Origin of the sequence: Amycolatopsis sp. WAC 01375 (genome assembly GCF_003947325.1) — a bacterium.
Taxonomy (GTDB): Bacteria; Actinomycetota; Actinomycetes; order Mycobacteriales; family Pseudonocardiaceae; genus Amycolatopsis.
This window is the reverse complement of record NZ_QHHW01000052.1, coordinates 164,502-189,413: the sequence shown is the minus strand read 5'-3', so window position 1 is coordinate 189,413 and position 24,912 is coordinate 164,502. Positions and strand designations below refer to the sequence as shown.

24 protein-coding genes are annotated in these 24,912 nt (G+C 69.2%); 13 read left to right on the top strand and 11 right to left on the bottom strand.

From position 1 onward, the window contains the following. Positions 1 to 71: 71 nt before the first annotated feature. The 5 genes from DL991_RS34310 (at position 72) to DL991_RS34290 (ending at position 5,807) form a co-directional block, all read left to right on the top strand. Entirely contained in the window at positions 72 to 1,430 is a 1,359-nt protein-coding gene (locus DL991_RS34310; RefSeq protein WP_125788499.1) for a UDP-glucose/GDP-mannose dehydrogenase family protein, read from the top strand. A 68-nt stretch (positions 1,431 to 1,498) separates the two neighbouring features. Then, positions 1,499 to 3,130, top strand: coding sequence for an MFS transporter (locus tag DL991_RS34305; protein ID WP_125788498.1), 1,632 nt, complete (start codon positions 1,499 to 1,501; stop codon positions 3,128 to 3,130). Beyond that, a complete protein-coding gene (locus DL991_RS34300) occupies positions 3,084 to 4,076 on the top strand; it encodes an isopenicillin N synthase family oxygenase (RefSeq protein ID WP_125788497.1) in 993 nt (330 codons plus the stop codon). Before DL991_RS34305 ends, DL991_RS34300 begins: the two co-directional genes overlap by 47 nt. A 96-nt stretch (positions 4,077 to 4,172) precedes the next feature. Continuing rightward, entirely contained in the window at positions 4,173 to 4,577 is a 405-nt protein-coding gene (locus DL991_RS34295) for a YciI family protein (RefSeq protein WP_125788496.1), read from the top strand. Further along, positions 4,578 to 5,807, top strand: coding sequence for an RNA polymerase sigma factor (locus DL991_RS34290; protein WP_125788495.1), 1,230 nt, complete (start codon positions 4,578 to 4,580; stop codon positions 5,805 to 5,807). 62 nt (positions 5,808 to 5,869) lie between these two features. On the opposite strand, the gene DL991_RS34285 is transcribed toward DL991_RS34290, so the two are convergent. Beyond that, the gene (locus tag DL991_RS34285; protein ID WP_233599162.1) at positions 5,870 to 6,727 is read right to left on the bottom strand and encodes a hypothetical protein; all 858 of its coding nucleotides are present in this window, start codon (positions 6,725 to 6,727) and stop codon (positions 5,870 to 5,872) included. Between the two features lie 148 nt (positions 6,728 to 6,875). Beyond that, on the bottom strand, positions 6,876 to 7,547 hold the full coding sequence (locus tag DL991_RS34280; protein WP_125788494.1) for a hemerythrin domain-containing protein: 672 nt from the start codon (positions 7,545 to 7,547) through the stop codon (positions 6,876 to 6,878). Positions 7,548 to 7,657: 110 nt separating this feature from the next. Between DL991_RS34280 and DL991_RS34275 the strand changes: the two genes are divergently transcribed. Continuing rightward, positions 7,658 to 8,092, top strand: a complete 435-nt coding sequence (locus tag DL991_RS34275) for a MarR family winged helix-turn-helix transcriptional regulator (RefSeq protein WP_125788536.1) — start codon at positions 7,658 to 7,660, stop codon at positions 8,090 to 8,092. An 8-nt stretch (positions 8,093 to 8,100) separates the two neighbouring features. After that, positions 8,101 to 8,427 carry a YciI family protein gene (locus DL991_RS34270; protein ID WP_125788493.1) on the top strand — a complete coding sequence of 109 codons (327 nt, stop codon included), beginning with the start codon at positions 8,101 to 8,103 and terminating at the stop codon, positions 8,425 to 8,427. Here the strand turns inward: DL991_RS34270 and DL991_RS34265 are convergent. Continuing rightward, complete coding sequence (locus DL991_RS34265; protein ID WP_233599161.1) at positions 8,424 to 9,251, bottom strand: class I SAM-dependent methyltransferase; 828 nt, start codon at positions 9,249 to 9,251, stop codon at positions 8,424 to 8,426. The genes DL991_RS34270 and DL991_RS34265 overlap by 4 nt on opposite strands. 141 nt (positions 9,252 to 9,392) lie before the next feature. Here DL991_RS34265 and DL991_RS34260 point away from each other — a divergent pair, with 141 nt between their 5' ends. Continuing rightward, complete coding sequence (locus DL991_RS34260; RefSeq protein ID WP_125788492.1) at positions 9,393 to 10,046, top strand: NAD(P)-dependent oxidoreductase; 654 nt, start codon at positions 9,393 to 9,395, stop codon at positions 10,044 to 10,046. Positions 10,047 to 10,295: 249 nt separating this feature from the next. Here the strand turns inward: DL991_RS34260 and DL991_RS34255 are convergent, their stop codons facing one another. Beyond that, on the bottom strand, positions 10,296 to 11,216 hold the full coding sequence (locus DL991_RS34255; protein ID WP_125788491.1) for a proteasome assembly chaperone family protein: 921 nt from the start codon (positions 11,214 to 11,216) through the stop codon (positions 10,296 to 10,298). A 104-nt stretch (positions 11,217 to 11,320) separates the two neighbouring features. Between DL991_RS34255 and DL991_RS34250 the strand changes: the two genes are divergently transcribed. Together DL991_RS34250 and DL991_RS34245 are read left to right on the top strand one after the other, a co-directional pair. Further along, positions 11,321 to 11,860, top strand: coding sequence for a PH domain-containing protein (locus DL991_RS34250; RefSeq protein ID WP_199746516.1), 540 nt, complete (start codon positions 11,321 to 11,323; stop codon positions 11,858 to 11,860). Next, the gene (locus DL991_RS34245) at positions 11,857 to 13,383 is read left to right on the top strand and encodes a PH domain-containing protein (RefSeq protein WP_125788489.1); all 1,527 of its coding nucleotides are present in this window, start codon (positions 11,857 to 11,859) and stop codon (positions 13,381 to 13,383) included. Before DL991_RS34250 ends, DL991_RS34245 begins: the two co-directional genes overlap by 4 nt. Here the strand turns inward: DL991_RS34245 and DL991_RS34240 are convergent. Beyond that, positions 13,374 to 14,282 (bottom strand): SDR family oxidoreductase, encoded by a 909-nt coding sequence (locus DL991_RS34240; protein WP_125788488.1) that lies wholly within the window; start codon positions 14,280 to 14,282, stop codon positions 13,374 to 13,376. The genes DL991_RS34245 and DL991_RS34240 overlap by 10 nt on opposite strands. A 112-nt stretch (positions 14,283 to 14,394) precedes the next feature. Between DL991_RS34240 and DL991_RS34235 the strand changes: the two genes are divergently transcribed. The 3 genes from DL991_RS34235 (at position 14,395) to DL991_RS34225 (ending at position 16,073) form a co-directional block, all read left to right on the top strand. Beyond that, entirely contained in the window at positions 14,395 to 15,174 is a 780-nt protein-coding gene (locus tag DL991_RS34235; RefSeq protein WP_125788534.1) for an IclR family transcriptional regulator, read from the top strand. Between the two features lie 99 nt (positions 15,175 to 15,273). Then, the gene (locus DL991_RS34230) at positions 15,274 to 15,768 is read left to right on the top strand and encodes a GNAT family N-acetyltransferase (protein WP_125788487.1); all 495 of its coding nucleotides are present in this window, start codon (positions 15,274 to 15,276) and stop codon (positions 15,766 to 15,768) included. 110 nt (positions 15,769 to 15,878) lie between these two features. Continuing rightward, on the top strand, positions 15,879 to 16,073 hold the full coding sequence (locus DL991_RS34225; protein ID WP_125788486.1) for a hypothetical protein: 195 nt from the start codon (positions 15,879 to 15,881) through the stop codon (positions 16,071 to 16,073). A 272-nt stretch (positions 16,074 to 16,345) separates the two neighbouring features. On the opposite strand, the gene DL991_RS34220 is transcribed toward DL991_RS34225, so the two are convergent. The 6 genes from DL991_RS34220 to DL991_RS34195 form a co-directional block, all read right to left on the bottom strand. Then, positions 16,346 to 17,617 (bottom strand): aspartate aminotransferase family protein, encoded by a 1,272-nt coding sequence (locus DL991_RS34220; protein WP_125788485.1) that lies wholly within the window; start codon positions 17,615 to 17,617, stop codon positions 16,346 to 16,348. A gap of 330 nt (positions 17,618 to 17,947) precedes the next feature. Next, a complete protein-coding gene (locus DL991_RS34215) occupies positions 17,948 to 18,643 on the bottom strand; it encodes a GntR family transcriptional regulator (protein ID WP_125788484.1) in 696 nt (231 codons plus the stop codon). 4 nt (positions 18,644 to 18,647) lie between these two features. Next, the gene (locus DL991_RS34210; protein ID WP_199754182.1) at positions 18,648 to 19,433 is read right to left on the bottom strand and encodes an SDR family NAD(P)-dependent oxidoreductase; all 786 of its coding nucleotides are present in this window, start codon (positions 19,431 to 19,433) and stop codon (positions 18,648 to 18,650) included. A gap of 2 nt (positions 19,434 to 19,435) precedes the next feature. Beyond that, positions 19,436 to 21,145, bottom strand: a complete 1,710-nt coding sequence (locus DL991_RS34205; protein ID WP_125788482.1) for a hydantoinase B/oxoprolinase family protein — start codon at positions 21,143 to 21,145, stop codon at positions 19,436 to 19,438. Beyond that, positions 21,142 to 23,202, bottom strand: a complete 2,061-nt coding sequence (locus DL991_RS34200; RefSeq protein ID WP_125788481.1) for a hydantoinase/oxoprolinase family protein — start codon at positions 23,200 to 23,202, stop codon at positions 21,142 to 21,144. The genes DL991_RS34205 and DL991_RS34200 overlap by 4 nt, the downstream gene beginning before the upstream one ends. Next, entirely contained in the window at positions 23,199 to 24,830 is a 1,632-nt protein-coding gene (locus DL991_RS34195; protein ID WP_125788480.1) for a thiamine pyrophosphate-binding protein, read from the bottom strand. The genes DL991_RS34200 and DL991_RS34195 overlap by 4 nt, the downstream gene beginning before the upstream one ends. Between the last annotated feature and the right edge of the window lie 82 nt (positions 24,831 to 24,912).

Sequence of the window (24,912 nt, the reverse complement as noted above, 5' to 3'; positions counted from 1 at the left end):
ATCTCGCGATGCCATCGGGCAGGGCGGCTCCGTCCTGCCCGACGGCATCGAAAAACTGGAGGGTGAAGAGAATGGGTTCAACATCGGGGGCCAAGGTCGCCGTGATCGGCGCGGGCTATGTCGGTCTCACGACGGCCGCGTGCCTCTCGTCCTTGGGGCATCAGGTCGTCTGCGCGGACGTCGACCAGGAGAAGGTCGACGCGTTGCGGCGCGGTGAAGCGACCATCAGGGAACCGGGTATCTGCGAACTGGTGGTGGACGGGCTGGCGTCCGGGCGGCTGGACTTCGTGCTCGGCGCGAGCGCGGCTGCGGCCGGGGCGGACATCGTCATCCTCTGCGTGCCGACGCCGATGAGCGTCACCGGCGCGGCGGATCTGACCACGCTGGAGTCCGTCGTGACCGAGGTGCGGGATCTGCTGCCGACCGGCTGCGTCGTGGTGAACAAGTCGACGGTTCCCGTCGGCACGGCGGCCCGCGTCGCGCACCTGATCGACCGCGCCGACGTGGCGGTCGTGTCCAATCCCGAATTCCTGCGTGAGGGGTTCGCGGTCCACGACTTCCTGAACCCCGACCGGATCGTGGTCGGCTCGGCCGATCGTGACCCGGTCTCCGCCCGCCGTGTCGCCGATCTGTACGAGAAGCTCGACACCGCCGTCCTGGTGACCGATTCCGCCAGCGCGGAGATGATCAAGTACGCGTCCAACTGCTACCTGGCGACGCGTCTGTCCTTTGTGAACACCGTCGCCGAGCTCTGCGAGTACCTCGACGCGAACGTCGACGACGTGACGGCCGGGATGGGGTACGACGCGCGGATCGGCAAGTCGTTCCTGCGGCCGGGGCCGGGCTGGGGCGGCTCTTGCCTGCCGAAGGACACTTTCGCGCTGCTGCACATCGCGGAATCCGCGGGCAGTGACTTCGCCCTGCTGCGGGCGGCGATCGAGACCAACCTGAAGCAGCAGGATCTGGTGGTGGACAAGGTGCGCAAGGCCGTCGGCGGCAACCTCGCCGGTACCCGGATCGGCCTGCTCGGCCTGACGTTCAAGGCCGGGACGGACGATCTGCGGGATTCCCCGGCGCTGGCGATCGCGGCCCGGCTGGCCGCCGAAGGCGCGGACCTGTCCGGCTACGACCCCAGCGTCCACGCGCCGGTGGCGGGCGTGACCGACAACGTGCGGATCACCGGCACCGCCTATCACGCCGCGAAGGGCGCGGCCGCGATCGTGCTGCTGACCGAATGGCCGGAGTTCCGCGCCCTCGACTGGTCGCGGATCGCCGACCGGCTCGACGGCCGGGCCGTCATCGACACCCGGAACCTCCTCGACCCGGCCGCCGTGGCCAGGGCGGGGCTCTCGTATCAGGGCATCGGCCGTCCGGACGGCACCAGGAAGCCGTTGCCCCGCACCGTCGGCATGGTGCGGCAAGCAGGGTGATCCCGGGGTGGACGACGAGTGGCCTTGCTCGTCGTCCCACCCCTCCGGCGTCGGGAACAGGAGGACGGATGCCGAAGCGAACCAAGTCCTGGTCCGCGCTTTTCGCACTGTGCCTGGGTTTCTTCATGGTCATGCTGGACATCAGCATCGTGAACATCGCGGTGCCTTCGATGGTGCGCGAACTCGGCACCGACCTGACCGCGGTGATCTGGGTGACCAGCGTGTACCTGCTCGCCTACGCCGTCCCGATCCTGCCCGCCAGCAGGCTGGGTGACCGGTTCGGGCCGAAGCGCGTCTTCGTCGCCGGTCTGCTGGTGTTCACCGCGGCCTCGTTGTGGTGCGGGCTTTCCGGCGACGTGGAAACGCTGATCGTCGCCCGCGCGGTACAGGGTTTCGGCGCCGCGTTGCTGACCCCGCAGACCACGGCCTTCATCACGCATTTGTTCCAGCCGGACGAACGCGGTCCGGCGATGGGCGCGTGGGGCAGTGTCGCCGGCCTCGCCATGATCGCCGGCCCGGTGCTGGGCGGCGTACTCGTCGACAACTTCGGCTGGGAGTGGATCTTCTTCGCGAACGTTCCGGTCGGGCTGGTCGCGCTGGTGCTCACCCTCGTCCTCGTCCCCGACTGGCGGCCGGGGAATTCGCACCGGTTCGACGTTCCCGGCATCCTGCTCTTCGGCGCGGGTCTCGTTTGCGTCGTCTTCGGTATCCAAAATGGACAGACCTACGGCTGGGGCACGGTCGGCGCCGGGATCTCGATCTTCGACATCATCGTGGCCGGAGTGCTGCTGCTGGGCGGTTTCGTCCTGTGGCAACTCGTCAACCGCCGCGAACCGCTGCTGCCGTTGCGGATCTTCCGGCACCGCGACTTCTCGCTGGGGACCGCGTCCGCGGTGGCGGTCGGCTTCGCGATGACCAGCATGCTCCTGCTGCTCGTCATCTACGTGCAGTCGGTACTCGGCCTGTCCCCGGCCGAAGCCGGCCTGCTCATCGCGCCGCTCGCCTTGGTGTCCGGCGGTGTCGCGCCGTTCGCCGGACGGCTGTCGGACCGGGTGAATCCCAAGTACCTGTTGATGTCCGGGTTGCTCTCCCTGTCCGGCGGCCTCTGCGTCCTCTCGCTGGTGATCATCCCGGCGAGTTCGCCGCAGGCCCTGATCCCCGCGCTGCTGCTCTGCGGTCTCGGTGTCGGCTTCACCTTCTCCCCGATGAACAACGTGACCATCAACTCGGTCGGCCGTTCGCTGGTCGGCAGCGCGTCGGGCATCTTCAACACCGCTCGCCAGGTCGGCGGGGTGCTCGGCGGCGCGGCCGTCGGCGTGCTGCTGCAGGCACAGACCAGTGCTTCGATGCCCGTCCGGGCGAACGAGGCGGCGGCCGCGCTGCCCGCCGAATTCCGGCAGCGCTTCGTCAGCGGCTTCACCGGTGAGGCCGGGTCCGCGGCCGCCGCGACCGAGTTCGGCGGCTCCCCCGCGGTCCCGGCGGACCTGCCGTCCGATGTCGCCGGCCAGGCACGGGAGCTGGCCGCACAGATCACCGGGGCGGCGCTCACGGACGCGGTCAAGACCGCCTTCCTGCTTCCGGTCGGTGTGCTGCTCCTCGGTCTGCTGTGTTCGGCGGGCTTGCGCGGCACCCGGCGCGGGCTACCGTCACATGATGACTCTCGTACCGACGGTCGACCTGAGCAGCTGGAACGACGGTGACCGCGCGGAACTCGCGCACACCGTCGACGAGGCCCTGACGCGCGTCGGATTCCTCCAGGTCGTCGGGCACGGCATCCCACAGGCGACGATCGACGACATGCGCGAAGCGACCGCTGCCTTCTTCGCGCTCCCTGTCGAGGAGAAGCTCCGGTCCGCGCCTGCCGACCGCGCCTCGGATCGCGGGTACGCGGCCGAAGGCACCGAAGGGCTGGCGTACAGCCTCGGCGAGACGACACCGCCTGACCTGTCGGAGTCGTTCGTCATCGGCGCGGAGGAGATCGACGGTGAGGATCCGTACGGCTTCTTCGCCCCCAACATCTGGCCTGAGCTGCCGAAGTCCCTTCAAACGGCCCTCACCGAGTACGAGGCCGAAGCGCACCGCGTCGCACGAGTACTGCTGGAGATCTTCGAGAAGGCGCTCGGGCTCCCGGACGGGTACCTCGGCGCGTACACGCGGCATCCGACGCGCACCCTGCGGGTCAACCACTTCGAGCGCCGCGCCGGCGCGCCCGAACCACTCCCGGGGCAGATGCGGCTCGGCGCGCACACCGACTACGGCATCGTCACCGTCCTCTACGCCGATCCCGTCCCCGGCCTGCAGATCCACGGCCCCGACGGCACCTGGCACGACGTCATCCCCGCCGAGGGCGCGCTGGTGGTGAACCTCGGCGACCTCACCGCGCAGTGGACCAACGACCGCTGGCGTTCCACCCTGCACCGGGTCGTGCCGCCGTCCGGGCCTGGTCCGTCACAGCGGCGAAGCGTGGCTTTCTTCTTCGACGGCGACCACGACGCGCGTTTCGAATGCCTCCCGACCTGCCGGTCCGCCGAGAATCCGCCGAAGTATCCGCCGGTACTCGGCGGCGCGCACCTCTACGCGAAGATCACCGGCGGACGGACCCTCGAACCGGCCGAAGCGATGAACACCGCCGCCGACCGCGGTTGAGGAAAAATCTCCAGCGATCGATGTCCGGTCCTGTCCGGCGGCTCCGACGTCTCCGGCAGAAGGCACCGAAGCGGTGCCCGCCGAGAGGAGCAAGCCATGAAGTACATGATCATGATGATGGGGTCGCAGAAGGACCTGGACAGCATCAGCGGCAGCTGGAGCGCCGACGACATCACGGCCCTGCACGAGTTCATGGGCAAATGGAACAACGACCTGGTCGAGTCCGGCGAGTTCGTCGACGCGCAGGGCCTCTCCCAGCCGGCGCACGCTCGCCGGATCTCCCTGCGTGACGGCGCGCCCGTGGTGACCGACGGACCGTATGCCGAGACGCAGGAGGTCCTGGTCGGTTACACGACCGTCGACTGCGCGAGCTACGACCGCGCGACCGAGATCGCGGCGAAACTGGCGAACACCCCGTATCCGGAAGGCACCGACCTCGGCCGCGACTGGTACGTCGACATCCGGCCGTGCGCCGACAGCTTCGAAGAACTGGAGCTGTAAGTGCCGGACAACGGCATCGAGGGCCTGCTGCGCGAGCTGTCGCCGCAGGTCCTCGGTGCCGTCGTCCGCCGCTACGGGCATTTCGACCTGGCGGAGGACGCGACACAGGAGGCGCTGCTCGCGGCCTCGACGCAATGGCCCGCCGAAGGGCGGCCCGACGATCCGCGCGCCTGGCTCATCACCGTCGCCTCACGGCGGCTGACCGACCTGCTCCGCGCCGAGCAGGCGCGGCGCCGCCGGGAGGACACCGTCGTCCAACGAGCGTTGCCGGAAGAGCAGCTCGCCCCCTCGGCGGACCGGCGGGCCGCCGACTCGGACGACACGCTCGTCCTGCTCTTCCTGTGCTGTCATCCGTCGCTCTCGCCGGCGTCGCAGATCGCGCTGACCCTGCGGGCGGTCGGCGGCCTCACCACGGCGGAGATCGCCCGCGCGTTCCTGGTCCCCGAAGCGACGATGACGCGGCGGATCACCCGCGCGAAGTCCGGCATCAAGTCCAGCGGTGTCCCGTTCGGCATGCCACCGGCGGCGGACCGCGCCGCGCGGCTCGACGCGGTACTCCACGTGCTGTACCTGATCTTCAACGAGGGCTACGCCAGCACGTCCGGCCCCGATCTGGTGCGGAGCGATCTCTCCGCCGAAGCGATCCGGCTGACCAGGATCGTCCACCGGCTGGTGCCGGACGACAGCGAGGTCACCGGGCTGCTCGCGCTGATGCTGCTCACCGACGCGCGCCGCCCGGCGAGGACGGGGCCGGACGGCGCGCCGATCCCGATGTCCGAACAGGACCGGAGCCGGTGGAACACCGAGTACGTCGCCGAGGGCGTCGCGCTGCTTTCCGAGGCGTTGCCGCACGGGCCGACCGGGCAGTTCCAGATCCAGGCGGCGATCGCCGCACTGCACGACGAGGCGCCGGGCGCCGAAGAGACCGACTGGCCGCAGATCGAAGCCCTCTATGAACTTCTGCTACGCCTCTCCGACAATCCCGTGGTGGCGTTGAACCACGCCGTCGCCGTCGGGATGGCGCGAGGTCCGCGCGAAGGGCTGGCAGCGCTGGAAAGACTCGGTGACCGGATCTCCGGCGACCACCGCTTCCACGCCGCCCGCGCGCATCTGCTCGAGATGGCCGGGGAAACCGCCGCGGCCGCCGAGTCCTATGTGGACGCCGCGCGACGTGCCACGAGCCTGCCGCGACAGCGCTATCTGCACTCTCGCGCCGCACGCCTGCGCTGACGCAATTCGTCACCTACTTGCGATGGTCCCATCCCGCAAGCAGGTGACGAATCGCGTGTGTGTCAGCAGCTCAGCAGGAGCCCGGTGACAGCCGTGCAGGTCGACGTCGACGCGTCGTTGGCCGCGTTCGGGTCGGCGACGGAACTCTGCGTGATCTTCGCGGTCGTCTTGACCTGCCCGAGGGACAGCAGTCCGGCGGCCACCGAGAACTTGGCCGTCACACTGGCTCCGGACGCGAGCGACGAGAAGTCGCAGTTGACGGTCTTCGCGCCGCCCGGGTTCGTGCAGGTGGACGAGCCGGTGAAGCGCAGCCCGGTGCCGAGGGTCGACACCACCCGGATCCCGGACGCCGCGGCCGGGCCCGCGTTCGTGACCTTGACCGTGTACTCGATCGACGACGTCAGGATCCCGCGCGGCGACGCGGTCAGTGTGACACCGAGATCGGCGGCGCTCGGCGTGCCGGTGACGGTCAGCACGGGTCCGTCGAGGATCTCGAAACTGTAGTTGTCACCGACGAACTGGTGCTGCAAGGTGACGCTGCCCAGCGGGGCGTCGTCCTTGACCCGGAAGGTGAACACCACGGTCTTGCTCTGGCCGGGGGTCACGGTGCCGACCCCGCCGCGGATGCTGCCGCCGAGCATGTCGCAGGCGAACGCGCCGGGACAGGACACCAGGTCGACGATGCCCGGCAGCGAGGATTCCTTGCCGTAGAGCGTCGCCTTGCCGCCTTCGATGGTCGATGTGGCGTCGGCGTTGTAAACGGTCTGCGTGACGGTGAACGTCTGTCCACGTTGGACAGTGGTCGGCGAGACCTCCACCGCGCTCGTCGGCGGGGCCGCGTTCGCGGAAGCGGGCGCCACGAGCATGATCGTGGCCACCGCGGCCACCAGAGACAGAAGTGAGGCTCTTCGAAGCTTCATCGGTTCTCACTGTTCCGGTCGGGGGCGTCGCGCCGATCGGTGCGGACAACGATCAGTCGCCGAGGAACCGGCATTCGTTACCGGCGTCTCCGGCCGAGCGGCCCGACGGTCTCACCCGCTCGGAGTAACCGCGCCGCGTGTTCCCTGGTCACGGCGACGTCGTGCCGTCACCGCGGAGCGCGGGGAGCAGATTCGCCTCCTCGTAGGCGAAATGCTCCTCCAACCCGTTCGCGACCCGATCGAACTCCTCGCGCAGAGCGGCACTTTCGATTTCCCTCTTGCCCTGCAGCAACTCGTCGAGTTCGCGCAGTGCGCGTGACACGGTTTCGTGCTCCTGGCGCAGCCGGTCCAACGCCGGCGCGAGCCCGGGATGGGCCTTCTGGATCGCGGTGAACGCGCCGTCCTCACGGAGATGGTGCATACGCAGGTCGTTGCAGAACGTCACGCAATGGCCGAGCAGTTCGCGCCGCAGGACCGGTCGCCCCGTGAACCGCTCGCCGTCGAGTTCGGCTCGCGCGGCCGCCAGCGTCTTGCGGAGTTCACTGTGATGGACGAGCAGCTGATCGGCTATCGCCCGGCCGCGGGCGGCGTCGACTTCCAGCAGGTGCAGCGCGACACCGCGCTCCTCGCCTTCGAGCGGCACGGCCCGCGCGGCGTGCGGGACCCCGTCGATCTCGAGTGTCGCTTGTGGACTGACAAGGAGGTCTTGGTACCAAGGCGAATCGACGTCCGGCGCGTACGCCAGATACCGGCTCCCGGAGCGGCGGCAGTCGACGTCGACAGTGCGGGGACGGCCGGTTCCGGCGTCCGCGGTGGTCATCAGCAACGGTACTCCCCAGGTAACATCATCGAGAAAGCTATTTTGCTTTGCAAGCAAAGCCTCTTTGCTTGCAAAGGTATCCAGGAGGGTGCCCGGTGTCAACCGAGGACATGGAAGTCGACGACGCCGTGCGGGCCTTGCTACTGCTCATGCCACGCATGGTCGGCCGCGCGAAGCGGCTCAAGATCCCCGAAGAACTCCAGTCGCTGTCGCTGGCTCCGCGTCACTTGTCGCTGTTGTCGTACCTGCTCTTCGACGGGCCGATGACGGTGAACGAACTGGCCGAACGACTCGAGGTCGCCCCGACCACGGTGAGCCTCATGGTCGGCGAACTGACCAAGAAGGACGTGCTCGACCGGCGCGAGGACGAGGCGGACCGACGGCGGCGGATCGTCGCCATCAGCGAACGGATGCGGCCCGCGATCGACGGCTGGCTCGCGCAGGGCGCCCGCGCCTGGCAGAAGGCGCTCGCACCGCTGACCCCGGCCGAACGGCGCACGTTCATCGACACCCTGCGCGCCTACGAAGACGGACTGACCGACTAGGAGGAACGGTGCGCTACCTGCTCATGCTGTGCGGAAGCGTCGGCGACGACGCGCTCGACACGGACATCACCGAGCCCTGCCGCGCCTGGGGCGAGGAGATGACGCGACGCGGCCTGCGCCTCAACGGGATGGGCCTGCGGCCGCCCGAGTCGGCGACGACCGTCCGCGTCCGCGGCGGCGAGGCACTGCTCACCGACGGGCCGTTCGCCGAGACGAAGGAACAGATCGGCGGCATCAACATCATCGAATGCGAAACCCGCGAACAAGCCGTCGAGGCGGCGAGAACCCATCCCTGGGCCGCGATCGGGACGATCGAAGTGCGCGAACTGCTTTAGCCGGTGATCCGCGCGGTGACCTGGTTGTCGGCGTACGTGTAAGCCACGTATTCGAATCGGGTGCCGGTGCGCTCGACGTATTCCAGCCACGCCTTGTGCTCGTGCCGCTGCCAACCGGGATAATTGAAGAATTCGTCGAAATGCACGATGCTGCCGGACCGCAGGCGCGGGCCCGCCAGATCGAGTACGGTTTTCGCCGAGCTGTACAGGTCGCCGTCCACATGAAGGAAATCGACGACGCCGTCGTGCTGTTCGAGAAAGCCGGGAAGCGTGTCGGCGAAAAGACCGACGACGAGTTCGGCGCCGGGGACGTCCGGCAGGTCGTCGCGTGCGAACGAACCGGCGGGCATCCCGTTGAGCCAGTTCTCCGGCAGGCCTTGGAACCAGTCGAACCCGTAGGTCTCGACACCGCCGCGTGCCTTGGCGATCACCCGCAGTGTGTTCCCGCTCGCGACGCCGAATTCGAGGGCCATCCCTCCTGACGGGGCAAGGGAAAGCGCGTACGCGAGAGTCTCCTGTGGACGCGCGAAGTGCCGGGTGCCGGTCAGCTGCTCGCGAGCGAACCGATTGCTGTCCCGCGCCGCGTCCTGATCACCCGCGTAGATGATGTCGCGGCGGCTCCGGATTTCGAACTCGACGACCCGGTCGAAACAGCGATCCCCTTGCCGGACGATCTCCGCGCGCAGTTCCGCGGCGACCCGTTGCAGTTCCTCCGTATACGGATCGTGGAATCGCCGGGCGAGCCGATGCAGGCCCCGGCCGAGTGTGCCGCGGGCCGATCGGCCCAAGGTCTTCAGTGCTGAATGGGGTACCAGGTGACGCATTCCGGGACGGTACACCATCACCGTTCGGGTGAACGGGTGCAGAACACCCGGGGGTCGGTTTCGTTGCGGTAACCGAGGGGTGCGCTCCTAGCATCGAGTTCGCCGCCGGTGATCGGATACCGGCAAGGAAAAGGGAGCACGATGAGCAGGATCGTCATCTTCGGGGCAGGCGGACGCGGAGGACGCCGAGCCGTCGCCGAAGCCGTGAGCCGCGGGCACCAGGTCACCGCCGCCGTCCGCGATCCCCGGCGCCACGCGGATCTCGCCGGGGACAACGTCACCTTGATCGCCGCCGACGTCACGGTCGCGGACGACGTCGCGAAAGCCGCCGCCGGGCACGACGCCGCGATCAGTTCCGTCTACCGCGCGGACCTCCCGTCGCGGGAGTACTACCCGGCCGCCGCGCACGCGTTGATCGACGGTCTCGGCCGGGCCGGTGTCGCACGACTGGTCGTCGTCGGCGTCGGATCGGCGTTGGAGATCGCGCCGGGCCTCGCGTTCCACGACCAGCCGGGCTGGCCACCGGAGCACCGCGAGTTCTCGCTCGGGCACACGGCGGAACTGGAGGTCCTCCGTGCGTCCGGCGGCGGGCTCGACTGGGTGATCATCGCGCCGCCGCCGGTGCTGCTCGACGAACACGCCGACCGCACGGGCGAGTACCGCAGCGGAGACCACCGGGTACTGCCGCGCGCGGAGGACGCGGCGCCGTTCTCGTACGCGGATCTCGCGGTCGCGCTCGTCGACGAGGTCGAACGGCCGAAGCATTCGCGGGCGATGGTGGCCGTCGATCACTGACCGCGTCGTGAGTGGCGAGGATGAGCGGGCGGCTGTCTCAGTGCTTCCGACGGCCCGGCCGTCGAACTCGTATGTCGTGAAGGGCCCCTTTGAGACCTTCAACGTCTCAAAGGGGCCCTTCACGACGTCCCCACGGACCACTGGTTGTGACTGCTGGTTCCCGTGGGGCGAACGCGGTGATCACCGAAGTCCGTGAAGGCCTCCTTGAGGGACCCAGAGTCCCTCAAGGAGGCCTTCACGGACAGGCGCTCAGCGCTCCGGCGTCCCCCCGCCGTTCTGCTCGGCAAGGAACCGCTCGAACTGGCTGCCCAGCTCCTCGGCGGTCGGCATGTGCTCGACCGACTCCGCGAGCAGGCTCTCCTTGCCGGACGCCTCCATGAACGTGTCGTACTGCTGTTCCAGCGCGCGCACGACGTCGGCGACCTTCTCCGAGCCGGCGACCTGGCGGGCGATCTCGGCCTCCGCCTCGTGCGAGGCTTCCCGCAGGTCCCCGTCCGGCAGGTTCAGCCCGGTCGCCGAGGCGACGGCGCCGAGCAGGTTCAGCGCGGCGCTCGGGTACGTCGAGTCCGCCAGGTAGTGCGGCACGTGCGCGGCGAAGCCCGACGCGTCGTGCCCCCACTCGCCGAACCGGAACTCCAGCAGCCCGGCGATGCTGCCCGGCACCTGCATCCGGTTGGGCAGCGGGCGGTGTTCGCCGACCAGTTCGTTCCTGGTCGCGTGCGCGGTCACGCCGAGCGGGCGGGTGTGCGGCGCGCCCATCGGGATACCGTGGAAACCGGTGGTGAGCCGGACGTCCCAGCGTTCGACCAGTCCGCGCACGGCCGCGCAGAACCGCTCCCAGTCGTGGTCCGGTTCCGGCCCGGTCAGCAGCAGGAACGGCACGCCGTCGGCGTCATGCAGGAGGTTGACGACCAGTTCGGGAGCGTCGTAGTCCTCCCAGTGGTCGATGGAGTAGGTCATCGCGGGGCGGCGCGAGCGGTAGTCGATGAGGCGGTCGACGTCGAAGCGCGCGACCACGCGGTGCTCGAAGGAGTTCAGCAGGTGCTCGGCGACGAGCTTGCCCGCCGAACCGGCGTCCATGAACCCGTCGAAGTAGTGCAGGAGCACGGCCCCGCCGAGGTCAGGGACGTCCGAGTCCACCTCGTACAGGTCTTCCGGGTCCAGCGCCACCAGATCCTCCAGGTTTCGTGGGTACGACCGTCTACAGGTGGAACGCCCCGATAGGGGGTATCCATTCCGCCGACGGTGGCCTGGATCCTATCGGTCCGTGACAGCTGTCGTGGGCGGTCCGCACGGAGGTGGTGCAGGGTGGAGGGGTGACACAAGAGACGCTCAGCCTGCGCCCGCCCGCCAATCGGGTGAGCCGTCGCGCCATCGGCTACTGGACGGTGTGGGCCGCGGTCGGCTGGGCGGTGCTCATCGGCGTCCAGACGGTGTTCGTCCTCACGAGTGACGACGCACCGACGTGGCTCACGGTGACGCTCACGCTCTCGTGTGTGCTCGCGCCGCTGCATCTGCTGGTCATGCCGCAGTGGCGCTACCGGATCCACCGCTGGGAGGTCACCGGCGAGGCCGTCTACACCCAGGAAGGCTGGCTCAAACAGGACTGGCGGATCGCGCCGATCTCGCGGATCCAGACCGTCGACATCGAGCGGGACCCGGTCGAGCAGCTGTTCCGGCTGGCGAAGATCACCGTGACGACGGCGTCGGCCGCGGGCCCGGTCAAGATCGCCGGTCTCGACCACACCGAAGCGCTGGCGCTGGCCGCGGAGCTCACGAGGACCACGCAGGCCACTCCCGGTGACGCGACATGAGCACCGAGGCACCGCCGGAAGCCGCGGAGGTCGCCGTCGGCCGGTGGCGCCGGCTCGATCGCCGGATGCTGCTGATCCGGCCGGTGCTCGACGTCGTCAAATCGCTGCCGGTGCTGATCGGGACGGTGATCCTCGGCCGGGGCAACGGCTGGGAGTGGATCGGGCTGGGGGTCACCGCGCTGACCGTGCTCGTCGGCGTCTCGCACGTGCTCACTTCGCGGTACCGCATCGCCGGCGGCCAGGTGGAATGGACCACGGGTCTGTTGCTGCGCAAGCATCGCGCGATCCCGCTGGACCGGGTGCGCACGGTCGACGTCACCTCGGAACCGAAGCACCGCCTGTTCTCCCTCAGCGCCGTGCGCATCGGCACCGGACGGCATTCCGCGGGCCAGGGCGACCAGCTGGTGCTCGACGCGGTCAGCCAGGCCGAAGCAGACCGGCTGCGCACGGTTCTTTTGCACCGCAAGGAATTCCTCGCGGAAGCCGAGGCCACGCCGCCACCGCCGGAACAGGTCGTCGCGGAGGTCGACCGGAAGTGGGTGCGGTACGCGCCGTTCACCCTGTCCGGGCTCGCCGTGGTCGGCGCCGTGTTCGCCGCCGTCTGGCATTTCGCGCACCAGCTGAACATCGCCCCGGAGAACGTCGGACCGCTGCGGGACCTCGTGGACGACCTGGCGAACACGGCGGTGTGGCTGATCGTGGTCGTCGCGGCGGTGGCCCTGCTCGTGGTGGTCTCACTGCTCTCCGTCGGCGGCTACGTGCTCTCGTTCTGGAACTTCAAGCTCACCCGGGAGCCGGAAGGCACTCTGCACGTCCGGCGCGGCCTGATCACGACGCGTTCGGTCTCCATCGAGGAAGAACGGCTTCGCGGCGTCGAGGTGAAGGAACCGCTCCCGCTTCGGATCGCGGGCGGAGCCCGGCTCACCGCGATCGCGGGCGGACTGCGCGAGGGCAAGGGCGGGGACAAGGGCGGCGGGCTCCTGCTGCCGCCCGCGCCCGTCGGCCGGGTTCACGAAGTCGCGGCGGAGGTGCTGCGGGAGAACTTCGACCCGGCCACCGTTCCGTTGAACCGGCATCCGCGACGGGCGCTGACCAGGCGGCTCACCCGCGCGGTGGGTGGCGTGCTGATCCTGGCGGCGGCATTGTCCGGCCTGGCCTGGATCGGTTTCCTGCCGTCGTGGATGTGGCAGGTCGCGCTCGGCCTGGTGCCGCTCGCCGCGCTCGTGGGCTGGGACCGCTACCGCAATCTCGGCCACGCGATCGTCGGGCGGTATCTGGTCAGCCGTTCCGGCTCACTGGCGCGGGCGACGGTGGCGATCCGGCGTGAAGGGCTCACCGGAATCGTCGTCAGCCGCTCGTTCTTCCAGCGCCGCGCCGGATTGATCACCGTGACGGCCCCGATCGCGGCGGGCAGCGGCGGCTACCAGGTGGTCGACGTCGGCGAATCGGCCGGGCTGGCGATGGCGGAACAGGCCGCGCCCGGTCTGCTCACGCCCTTCCTGCGCCGGGAGGCTCAGCGGTAGCCGGTGACGTCCGCCGGCTTGCCGGGATCCTGGACCTCGACGAGATAGCGCCAGCAGTCGGGACGGCTGCCGTCGAGGTCGGTGAATCCGTATTCCTTCGCCAATTCACCACTGGAAACCGATTTCCCGTTCCAGCGGCCGACTTCCGGGTCACCGGCCAGTGCCGCGACCGCCCTGCCGACTAACGCGGGGCTTTCAGAAATGGCGAAATGCGGCTGCACCTTCGTGGCGTCCCGCCAATTCTCTTCGGTCACCTGATAAGCGTCGAGCATCGCCTCGGAACGCAACCAGCCCGGGGTGACCGCCACCGCGGTACCGCCATGCGGTGCCAATTCGTGGCCGAGTGCGAACGCCATCCGGTTCACCGCGGTCTTGGCGAGGTCGTAGAAGAACGAAACACGGTAGTTCTCCGAGTTGTACTCGGCCGTTCCGTCATTGACCTCGACGACCAGCGCGCCTGGATTCCTGATCATCAGCGGAAGCGCGAAATGGCTGGTGATGGCGTGGGTGTCGATGGCGAGCCGCAGCGTCCGCAGTCCGACGTCCAAAGTGGACTCCCAGACCGTCTTGCCCCATTCGATGGGCGCGCCGTAGATGTCGTTGACCAGCACGTGCAGCGCGCCCTGTTCGGCATCGATCCGTTGCACCAGTTCGCGTACCTGGTCTGCCGCCAAATGGTCCACACCCATCGCGATCCCGTGCCCGCCCGCTTCGTCGACGAGCGCCGCCGTCTCCTCGATCGTCTCCGGGCGATTCATTTCCGACCGCCGGGAACCGGTACTGCGGCCGGTCACGTAAACGGTCGCCCCGGCGGCACCCAGCTGGACCGCAATTCCCCGGCCTGCCCCGCGGGTCGCCCCGGCGACCAACGCGATCTTGCCCGCCAATGGTTTTTCCATGGCCCGAACCTAGCAAGAAGTCCGCTTGTTCGTGGACCAAAGACCCTGGCCCGCAATTAACCCAATGTGCTACTTTCTTGACTCTTTGTGATTGCCCCGGCGAGAGGTCGAGATGACGCCTGCCGCACGATCCCTGGACACCACCGCCCCGCCGAAACGGACCCCCGGCGCCAGCAGCTCACGCAAGGTCCTGCAGTTACTGCTCTCCTTTTCCGAACGCCGCTGGGACGCCAGCGTCGCCGAACTCGCCGCGAGGATCGGCACCCCGGTCGCGACGACGTATCGCTATGTCGCACTGCTGAAGGAACTTCAGCTCCTGGAGGAGGGAAGGACGGGGCGCTATCACGTGACGAGCCAGGTGATGCCGCTCGCGCGGGCGGCGCAGCTGGCCAACGACCTCGCCCGCATGGCCCGTCCGGCGATGGAGGAGGCGGCACGCGCCCTCGGGGAGACAGTGCTGCTGTTCCAGCATTTCGGCGATTCCGCCGTCTGCGCGGACCGGGTCGAATGCGAACGCGCGATGCGTTTCACCTTCCAGCCCGGCCATTCCGTCCCGCTCGGCACCGGCGCGTCCGGCAAGATGCTGCTCGCCATGCTGCCGGAGGGCGAACGCGAAAGACGGCTTTCGTCGATCGTCCACCGCCGCGGTCCGAGCGTGCGGGAAGAGGTCAAACGCGCCGGGGCGAACCGGTATTCGGTGAGCTGGGGCGAACTGGACGACGGCGTCTGGTCCTGTTCGGTGCCGATCCCGAACACCGGGCACCGGCCCGCGGTGCTGACCCTCGCCGCCCCGGCGACCCGGATCGGCGACGACGAGAAACGGGCCGCCATCGTCGCGCTCCAGTCGTACGCGAGCAGGATCCACCGGGCCGTTTCGTCGTTCTCGCTCTGAATTCCCACGGCCGGATCACGCGTGCCGTCCGCCGGATCACGCGTGCCGTCCCGCTAATTCACGCGCGACCGCTCCCCGCGGCGGGGTAGAACTCGATCCGTGATCCGACTCGCCGTCCCCGAAGACCTGCCCGTGCTCCAGGACATCGAACGCGCCGCGGGCGAACCGTTCCGCGCACTCGGCATGGCCGCGATCGCCGACGACGACCCGCCGTCGATCGCGGACCTCACGGCCTTCCAGCGCGACGGCCGGGCCTGGGTGCAGGACGCCGGCGACGGCCCGGTGGCGTACCTGCTCGCCGAGGTCGTCGATGGCCACGGCCACATCGAGCAGGTGTCCGTCCACCCGGATCACGCACGGCGGGGCCTCGGGCGACGGTTGATCGAGCACGCCGCCGGCTGGGCCTCGCGCGAAGGCCTCGCGGGGCTGACGCTGACGACGTACGCCGAGGTGCCGTGGAACGCGCCGTACTACGCCCGGCTCGGCTTCGTGACTCTCGACGAGGAGAGCCTCAGTGAGGGTCTGCGCGCCGTCCGGGCCCACGAGATCGCCCGCGGGCTGGACGCGTGGCCGCGGGTGACGATGCGGCGGTGACCCGCACGGGGGGTCGGATTGGCGAGGGTCGTCGAACATGTGTTCTACTGTCGGCGCCGGCCCCGGAGGGGGAAGCTCCGCGGGCCGGCACCGGACTTCAGGAGGCACGGATGGCGGTCAAGATCACCCATCTCACCAACGGCCAGCAGGTGCGCTTCGCCAACGCGGACGGCGCCCGGCGGTACGCCGAGATCATCGGCGGCGGGGTCGACAAATGGCGATTCACCGTGGTCAGCGGGCATGAGCTCCCAGAAATGTCGGGGCGCGTGGTTAATGTGCCGGTATGGCGTATGACTTCCAGGTGACACCGAGACCGTCCGCGTGGATCATCACCGCGGACTTCGAGGGCGAAGAACTCCGCCTCCGCTGAAGCGGGCCCACGTGGGCCCGTCGCACTGGGGGTGTCATGAAGGGACCTGGTCCCGTCGGCTGCGCCCTTCATGACCGAGCGCGAGGCCCTCGTGCACGTCACGCTCCGCCGCACCCGCACTCGCTGGGCGCGGCGGACGTGACATGAAGGGGCCTTTCATAGCAAATTTTGCTATGAAAGGCCCCTTCATTGCGCTGGCGAAGCGCGCTAGACGAGCTTGTCCAGAGCGCGAGGCAACGTCGAAGCGAGCAGGTCCAGTTCGGTCTCGCCGGCGATCAGCGGCGGCGACACCGCGATCCCCTTGGCCAGGTTCCGCACGAGGACGCCTTCGTCCCGCGCCAGCCGCTGCAGCCGGTTCGCCGCGCCGGGGTTCGCCTCGACGACTTCGGCCTTCAGTTCGACCGCGCCGAGGAAGCCGAGCCCGGCCCGGACCTCCGCGACCAAGGGATGCGATGCCAGCCCGGAAAGAGCGTCGGCCAGCGGCTTCTCCAGTTCCCGACCGCGCGGAATGAGCCCGTCACGCTCGTAGATGTCCAGCGTCGCGTTCCCCGCGGCGCAGGCGACCGGATGCCCCGCGTAGGTCGCGCCGTGCCGCAGCACCGGCGCACCCGGCGCGCCGGTGAAGAACGGCTCGGCCACCCTCGGCGCGACGATCAGCGCGCCCAGCGGGATCGTCCCGCCGGTGATGCCCTTCGCGGTCGTGATCATGTCGGGTTTCACGGCCCACCGGTCGATCCCGAACCAGGTCCCCAGCCGTCCGAACGCGGCGATCACACAGTCCGCGACGAACAGCACGTCATGCTTGCGGCAGATCCCGGCGACCGTCTCGATGTAGCCCTCCGGCGGAAGCAGAACGCCGCCCGCGCCGATCACCGGTTCGCAGAAGAAGGCCGCGACCCGCTCCGGCCCGACGCGCAGGATCTCCGCCTCGAGCGCTTCGGCACTGTCGTAAGGCACGTGCGAAATGTCGCCCGGCAGCGGCCCGAAGCCCGCCGCGTTGGCCGCGATGCCACCGACGGCCGTCCCGAAACCGTGCGTGCCGTGGTAACCCTGCACGCGCCCGATGACGTGCACCTTCTCCGGACGGCCGGTGTGCGCGAAATACGACCGGGCGATCTTGACCGCGGTGTCGATGACGTCACCACCGCCCGAACCGAAGAACACCTTCGAGCCCGGCTCCGGCGCCAGCGCCGAGACCCGCTCGGCGAGCTTCAGCGCGGGCTCGTTGGCGTTGTAGCCGAACAGGTTGTACGAATCGAGCGTCCGCAACTGGTCCCCGACGGCCTGCGCGATCTCCTCGCGTCCGTGCCCGAAGTTCGCGTACCAGAGCGACGCGGTCGCGTCGAAATACCGCTTCCCCTCGTCGTCCCAGACGTAGGAACCCTCACCGCGGGTGATGACGAGCCGGTCGCCGTCGACCGCTCCCATGTCCGCGAAGGGGTGCCACAGCGGATTGCGCGCGGACGCCGACGAAACCATGATCTTCCTCCTCGTGCTCGTGCCCCCATCCTCACCCGGATCCGGGCGGGACGCGAACACTCCATCGTGCACAGTTCGCGGCCCGGACCTGTCCGGACTGTAGCCGCGCTGATCGGTCTTGTGCGAAGTTGGGCATTTATGGGCGAAGTGCTAGGAACGGTCCTTTCCTTGCGAAATTTGCAAGGAAAGGACCGTTCATGGCGTCCCTGCCGCCACCGGCCGGGTGCCCACGGACCCGGTACAGAGGTTGCGAAAGCCACTTACGCAACCTTCAGCGTTGCGAAAGTGGCTTTCGCAACATCCCGGCAGGGGCCACGGACCCGGCACAGCTCACGAACCCCGCCGGTCGTAAGCGGCCAACAGCTGCTTCTCCGCGTCCCGCAGGTACTTCTCCAGCGCCGTCTCCGCGGGCCCGAAGCGCCCTCGTTCCAGGTCCCGCAGGATCCGCTCGTGCCGCCGCAGGAACGGCTCGAAGAACGTGCGCGTGTTCTCCGCCAGCACGAAGAAGAGCCGCGTCTCCGCCAGCACCTGACGCATCGTCGTGCTGACCCGTTCGCTGCCCGCCAGGTCGCCCACCGCTTGATGGAACGCGATGCTCGCGGTCCCGACGGCCTGCCAGTCGCCTTCGCCCGCCGCGGCATGCCCCTCCCGCACCGCGACCTCGATGGCCGAGATGTCCACAGTGGACAGTTCGGCCGCTCGCCGCAGCGCACCGCATTCGGTGACCCGCCGCATCACGTAGAGATCCGAAATGTCCTGCGCGGTCAGTTCCCGCACGAACACGCCGCGGTTGAGCTCGTGTACCGCGAGCCGCTCGTGCGCCAGGAGTTGGAAGGACTCGCGCAGAGTGTTGCGTGAAACACCCAACGCGGCGCTGATCGACGGTTCGGAAAGCCTCGACCCTGGCGGGAAGACGCCTTCGGTGATGCGCTGGCGCAGGATCTCGGCGACCCGTTCCGCTGTCCCGCTCCGTTCGAGCAAGGGTCTGTCGCGGGCCAGTGTCTCCTCGGCGGCAGGAGTGGACATGGCGCTACCTGACGCCGAGTTCGAAGTCGAGGCTGTACCGGTTGCCCGGCATGGCACCGGCGGCCTTGGCGCCGTCGATGGGCAGCGCGATCCCGTTGATGAACCGCGATTCGTCGCTGGCCAGGAAGACGACCGCCTTCGCGACCTCCCACGCCTCGCCGACCCGTGCCGCGGGCGTGCTCGCGGTCAACTGGTGTTGCTTGGCTTCGAACTCCTCCGGCGACGCGAGTGTGCCGCGCAGCATGTCCGTGTCGATCGCGCCCGGGTTGACCGTGTTCGCCCGGATCCCCTGGTGCGCGTGCGCGACGGCGATCGACTTCATCATGCCGACGAGCGCGTGTTTGGTGGCGTTGTACACCGGGTCGCCGGGGCGGCCCATCACCCCGCCGTTGGACGACGTCGTGATGATGCTGCCCGCCTTGTTCGCGATCATCCGCGGCAGCACCGCCCGTGTGCCGAGGAAGGCGGCCCGCACGTTCAGCGCGAAGATGTTGTCGAATTCCGCCAAGGTGGTGTCCGCCAGGGGTTTCCCGAGGTGGATTCCCACATTGTTGAACAGCACGTCGACCCGGTCCGTCTCGGCGAGCACGCCGCGCACGAATTCGTCGACCTGTCCTTCGTCCGTGGCGTCCACAAGGGAATGCCGTACGCCTTCGACGGGTTCGGCGAGTTCGCGGATGTCGCTGGAGAACACGGTCGCGCCCTCGGCGACGAACTCCTTCACGGTGGCGAGGCCGATGCCCCTCGCGCCCCCGAAGACCACCGCGACCTTGCCGGCCAGCCGACCCATGCTCATCTCTTCCCTCTCGACGAAACCGCTGTGTAGTCCTCCGGAAGCCGCACCAGCGCCCCGGGTTCTCCGTGATAGGTGACTTCGACGCCGTACAGTTCGCGCGCGGCTTCCACCGACACGTATCCGTCGACGACATCGGCGAGCACGGCCTCCGGCTCCCGTTCGAACGGGTCGCCGTAACCGCCGCCGCCGGGCAGGATCACGTCCACGACGTCGTCCGGGCGCAGGTTCACCCGGCTCTTCGACGGCAAGGGACCACGGGCGAGCTCGAACCGGCCCACCGCGCCGTCGTGTCCCGAGTCCACACCGGACGCCGGCCGGAGCACCCGATCGACGTTCCCGTTGACACTCCACGAGATCTCACCGCGAGCGGCCATCGTGGTGCACTGACCGAGGCCGCCGCGCCATCGCCCGGCACCGCCGGAGTCCGTGCGCAGCAAGCGTTCGCGCTGGATCAGCGGCGCCATCGTCTCGATGACCTCCGTCGGCGTGGACCGCAGCCCGCTCGGGAACCCGGTGGTGCTGAGGCCGTCCTTCGTGGCCCGTGCGCCGATCCCGCCGGTCTGGAAGACGTTGAGCATGAACTCGCGTCCACTGGCGTCGGCGCCACGCCAGATCGTCATCCACAACGCGTCCGCGCTGTGCGCCAAAGCGTTGCCGGGCAAGGCTTCGTGCAGTGCCGTGATCAGCAGCGACGGCAGGAAGTGCCCGATCAGATGACGGGACGCTACCGGCGCGGGTGGCGCGCAGTTGAGCACCGAGCCCTCCGGCGCGGTGACGTGCACCGGCCGGAACGAGCCCGCGTTGTGCGGCACCTCCGGCGAAATGGCGGCCTTGACCGCGAACGAGGCATACGCCCGGGTGTAGTTCAGGACGACGTTGATCCCGCGGCGGCTCTGCGGCGACGATCCGGCGAAATCGAGGTGGATCTCTTCGCCGTCGATGGTCACCGCGACCTTGAGGACGACCTCTTCGTCGTCGAATCCGTCGGTCACCAGTTCGCTGGTGTACGTACCGTCCGGCAGGTTCGCCAGCGCGTCCCGCAGTGCCCGCTCGGAGCGGTTCATGATCTCGGCGGCGACGTCGTCCAGCGAATCGAGATCGAACTCCTCCAGCAGCCGCACCAGGCTGGCGGCACCGACCTCGTTCCCGGTGACCTGCGCGTACAAGTCGCCGATGGTCTCTTCCGGCGTGCGGACGTTCGCGCGGATCAGCAGTTCGAGATCCGCGTTGACCTCGCCCGCGCGGAGGAACTTCATGATCGGCAGGCGCAGACCCTCTTCGAAGACCTCGTTAGCCTCGGCCGAGACCAGCCGCCCGCCGATGTCCGGAGCGTGGCAACAGGAAGCGAACCACGCGACGAGCCGTCCCCGCAGGAAGACCGGCGTGGCGACGGTGATGTCGTTGATCTGCCCTGCCGTCTGCCACGGGTCGTTGGTGAGCAGGACATCGCCCGGCTCCAGGGTCTCCGGCGGGTACGCGGCGACGAAGTGGTGCATCCCGGTCGCCATCGCGTTGATGTGGCCAGGGGTCCCGCCGACGGACTGGCCGATCATCTCGCCGCGCGAGTCGAACACCGCGCAGGCTAGGTCGAGAGATTCCCGCACGACGGAGGAGAACGCCGTGTTGACGAGCGCGTTCTGCTGTTCGGCGAGGATCGAGTGCAGCCGGTTTCCCAGCACTCCCACCAGGATCGGGTCGACACTCATACCGTCACCACCAGACCGGCGTCCTCGCCGACCACGCACCGAGCGCTCGGCGGAACGACCACAGTGGACTCGCGTTCCTCCACAATGGCCGGTCCCTCGACGCGATCGCCCGGCTTGAGGCGATACCTGTCGAACACCGCCGTGTCGGCAAAGCCACCCGCGGCGGGAAAGTACGCCGGACGGCTTCCCTTGCGCGCGTCGCCTTCGGCCTCGGCACCCGCGAGTTTCAGCGTGACCTCGGGTGCCGGGCCGCGGGAAACGACACGCCAGTTGAGCACCTCGATCGCGACGTCCGGCCCGGTCCGCCGGTACAACGTCCGATAGGTCTCGGTGAACGCGTCGACCAGCGAATCCGGCCAGTTCCCCCGCTCGACCGGCACGCGGATCTCGTAGCCCTGCCCGGCGTACCGCATCTCGGCGATCCGGCGGTGCGTCACCTCCGCACCGTCCACACCGGACTCCTCCAGCAGTTCCCTTCCTTCGGCCTCCATCTCGGCGAACAGCGCGTCGACCTGTTCCCAGGACAGGTCGAGTACCGCCGCACGCGCCGAACGCACGAAGTCGAAGGCCAGCGGCGCGGTGAGGAATCCCGCCGCGCTCAGCACCCCGGCCGCGCTGGGCGCGACCACCTCTGGCGCGCCGAGCGCCCGCGCCACACCGACGCCGTGCACCGGACCGGCGCCGCCGAAGGTGAACATCGGCAGCTTCGCCGGGTCCTTGCCGCGCTCGACGGCGTGGACGCGGGCGGCGTTGGCCATGTCCTCGTTGACGCTGGTGTGGATGCCCCAAGCGGCCTCTTCGATACTGACGCCGAGTGGGTCCGCGATCTTCGAGCGGATCGCCTCACGCGCGCCTTCGACGTCCAAAGTCATTCCGCCGCCGAGGAAATACCCCGGATCCAGGTAGCCGAGCACGAGGTCGGCGTCGGTCACGGTCGGCTCGGTGCCACCTCGTCCGTAGCAGACCGGTCCCGGCTCGGACCCCGCGGAATCCGGCCCGACGGTGAGCAGGCCGAGCGCGTCGATGCGGGCGATCGAGCCGCCGCCGACGCCGATCTCGATCATGTCGATGACCGGCACCTTGACCGGCAGCCCGGATCCCGGCAGCAGCCGGTACTTCCGGTCCACTTCGAATTCGTGCGTCACCAGCGGCGCGCCGTCGGAGATCATGCACAGTTTCGCCGTCGTGCCGCCCATGTCGAAGGCCAGCAGATCCCCGGTCCCCGCCGCGGCTCCGATCGCGGACGCGGCCAGCGCCCCGCCTGCCGGTCCGGATTCGAGGATGCGGATCGGGTGGCGTGCGGCGGTGTCGACGGTCGCGATCCCGCCGTTGGACAGCATGATGTGCGGCGACGGCCGCACCCCGGACTCGTGCAGACGCCGCTCCAGGTCACGGAGATAGCGTTCGGTGAGGTCCTGGACGTAGACGTTCGCGACCGTGGTCGACATGCGTTCGAACTCGCGGATTTCGGGGACGACCTCGCTGGACAGCGCGACGCGCAACCGGGGCGCGACGTCCTTGAGCACCTCGGCGGCCCGCCGTTCGTGCGCGGGATTCGTGAAGGCGTGCAGGAAACAGATCGCCACCGCGTCGATCCCGCGGGCGTCGAGTTCGCGGCCGAGCCGCGCGACGTACTCCTCGTCCAGTCCTGTGTGGACCGTCCCGTCGGCGAGGATCCGCTCGGGGACGTCGAACCGCAGGTGACGCGGGACCAGCGGGGCGGGAAGCTCGATGAGCAGGTCGTACAGTTCGTACCGATGCTCGCGCCGCATCTCCAGCACGTCACGGAAACCGGCCGTCGCCAGCAGGGCGGTGCGCGCTCCCTTGCGCTCGATCAGCGCGTTCGTGACCAGCGTGGTCCCGTGCACGAACTGCTCGACGTCGCCCGCGTGCAGCCCGGCGTCGGCGAGTGTCCTCTTGAGACCTTCCTCCACCGCGCGAGCGGGCTCGTCGTGCGTCGTCAGCACCTTGCCGACGGCGACGACACCGGTCTCGTCGAGCACGCAGAGATCGGTGAACGTACCGCCGATGTCCACGCCGACGCGGAGCCCGGTCACGGGGATTCCTTGCGGTACCAGCGGGGCGAGGTGTTGAGCGGCGGTGCCATCTTCGCGCGGACGACGAGCACGTTCGGCTCGTCGGACTCGATGAACTCGGCGAGCAGCCGCCGGAACGCGCGCCCGAACCCGGACACCCGGTCCGCGTGCACGCCGAAGGACCTCGCCAGGCCGACGAAATCGGGACTGTCCCAGTCGACACCCCGGCGCGGGACCCCTGCCCGGTCCTGGTCGTACCGAAGCATCCCGTAGCCGCCGTCGTCGACGATGATCACCGTGACCGGCAGCTGCTCCTGCGCCATCGTGGCGAGATCACCGCAGGCGAACAGGAAACCGCCGTCACCACTGACGCAGATCGCGCGGCCGGTGCCCGCCGCACCGGCGCCGAGCGCGGCCGGGAAGCCGTAACCGAGGGTGCCCCAGCCCATCGGATACGCGAGCTTGCGCGGCGCGCGGACACGGTGGAAGCCGCCGATCCAGTATCCGGCCACGCACATGTCCGCGACCACGACGGCGTCGGGCGGCAACACCTCGTCCAAAGTGGACAGCAGATCCGCGGCCTGTGGTTCCTCTTCCTTGATCCGCTGCCGGACCCGGGCGGAGACCTTGGCGAGCCTGCCGACGAGCGCCGCGATACCGGGCCGTTCCTCGACCTTGAGCGCCTCGGTGAGCACCCGGGCGTCCCCGACCAGTGTGATGTCCGGCTGGTAGTTCTTGGCGGCGTCGTCCGGGTCGACGTTGATCGCGATGAGCTTCTTCGGCTGCGGCATCAGCCAGTTCTGCGTCATCAGCCCGTCGAAGTCGGTGCCGATGGCGAGGACGACGTCGGCTTCGTCCCACAATGCCCCGACCTCGGGCGCGTGCACCGGATTCGGGGCGAGACAGGGGTGATCGACCGGCAGGAGCCCGCGAGCGCCGAACGTGGTGAGCACCGGCGCGGCCAGCCGTTCGGCGAGTTTCCCGATCGCCTCGCCGGCCTCGGCGCGCAGCGCGCCGCCTCCCGCCCAGATCAGCGGCCGGTCGGCGGTGGCAAGGAGCGCCTCGGCCTCGGTGAGGTCCGGGATCTCGGCCGGCCGGGCGTGCGACCTCGGCGGACGACGCGCCGGCGTCCGCTCCGAGAGGAAGTCGGCCGGGATACCGAGGTAGACCGGCCCGCTCTGCGGCTGGAGCGCGAGCCGGGCCGCGCGGTGGAGCGTCGCGGCGACCTGGTCGGCACTCGAGACGGTGAACCCGGCCTTGGTGACCGGCGCGAACATCGCCTGCTGATCCGACGTCTCGTGCAGCACGCCGCGGACCACCCCGGGCCGCCGCAGCGTGGAGGGGATGTCGGTGGCGATGACCAGCACCGGCGCCGCCGACGCCATGGCCTCGCCGACGGCGGCGAGCGTGTTCGCCGCGCCGGGCCCCGTGGTCACCAACGCGACGCCGAGCTTGCCTGTCGCGCGGGCGTAACCGTCCGCCGCGTACCCGGCCGTCTGCTCGTGCCGGACGCCGACGAGCCGGATGTCCGTATCGGCCAGCGCCTCCCATAACGGCAGGTTGTGCACCCCAGGGAGACCGAAGACGACTTCGGTCCCCAGAGCGGTCAGCGCGTCGGCGAGATGCTGGGCTCCGGTGGGTGCAGGCACCCCGCCGATAGTGCCAGATCGTTCAACGATCCAGCAACCATCCACTGCGCGTGAAGGCCCCCTTCCCTCGGCTGAGCCGAGG